Annotated in this window: 2 protein-coding genes; both read left to right on the forward strand. The window is 75.0% G+C overall.

What is annotated here, in order from left to right; genetic code table 11:
- Positions 1 to 16: 16 nt before the first annotated feature.
- Positions 17 to 127, forward strand: coding sequence for a hypothetical protein (locus ABD982_RS11375; protein ID WP_425570059.1), 111 nt, complete (start codon positions 17 to 19; stop codon positions 125 to 127).
- A 104-nt stretch (positions 128 to 231) separates the two neighbouring features.
- On the forward strand, positions 232 to 517 hold a 286-nt coding region (locus tag ABD982_RS11380; RefSeq protein ID WP_425570058.1), incomplete at its 3' end, for a TrmH family RNA methyltransferase.

The raw sequence follows: 517 nt of genomic DNA on the forward strand, positions 1-517 counted from the left end.
GCGCGAGGCGTCGAACATCGTCCGCGTCACCCTCACCGGATCGGGCCAGAGCCCCAGCCTCGACCAGGTCTGCGCCGTCCTCGGCGCCGACGAGGTCCGCCGCCGGGTGGGTGCGCCGGCCCGGTGACCCGGGCACCGCAGCACATGACAGGAGTGCTTCGATCTCGTTGCGAAGCGGGGTGATCGGCCCAGGCCGTGCTAGGGGTGGCAGGGTTCCCGGGTCGTCGCGGCATGTCCGCGTTCGGCGTCGACGCCGTGCTGCTCGACCCGCGCTGCGCCGGCCCGCTCTACCGGCGCTCGGTGCGGGTGTCGCTCGGGCACGTGCTCCGGGTGCCGTGGGCCCGCACCGGCCCCCTCGCCGAGGCGGTCCCCCACCTGCACGACGAAGGGCTCGCGGTGCTCGGGCTCTCACCCGCCGGCGAGCTTGTCGAGCACGCGGCGCTCGACGTCGTCCCAGGCTTCGGTTTCGACGGTTCCCGCGAGCACGCCGCGGGCGCGGCCCTCGATCTCGGCGATC

Source organism: Rothia endophytica (assembly GCF_039543885.1).
Lineage (GTDB): Bacteria > Actinomycetota > Actinomycetes > Actinomycetales > Micrococcaceae > Rothia > Rothia endophytica.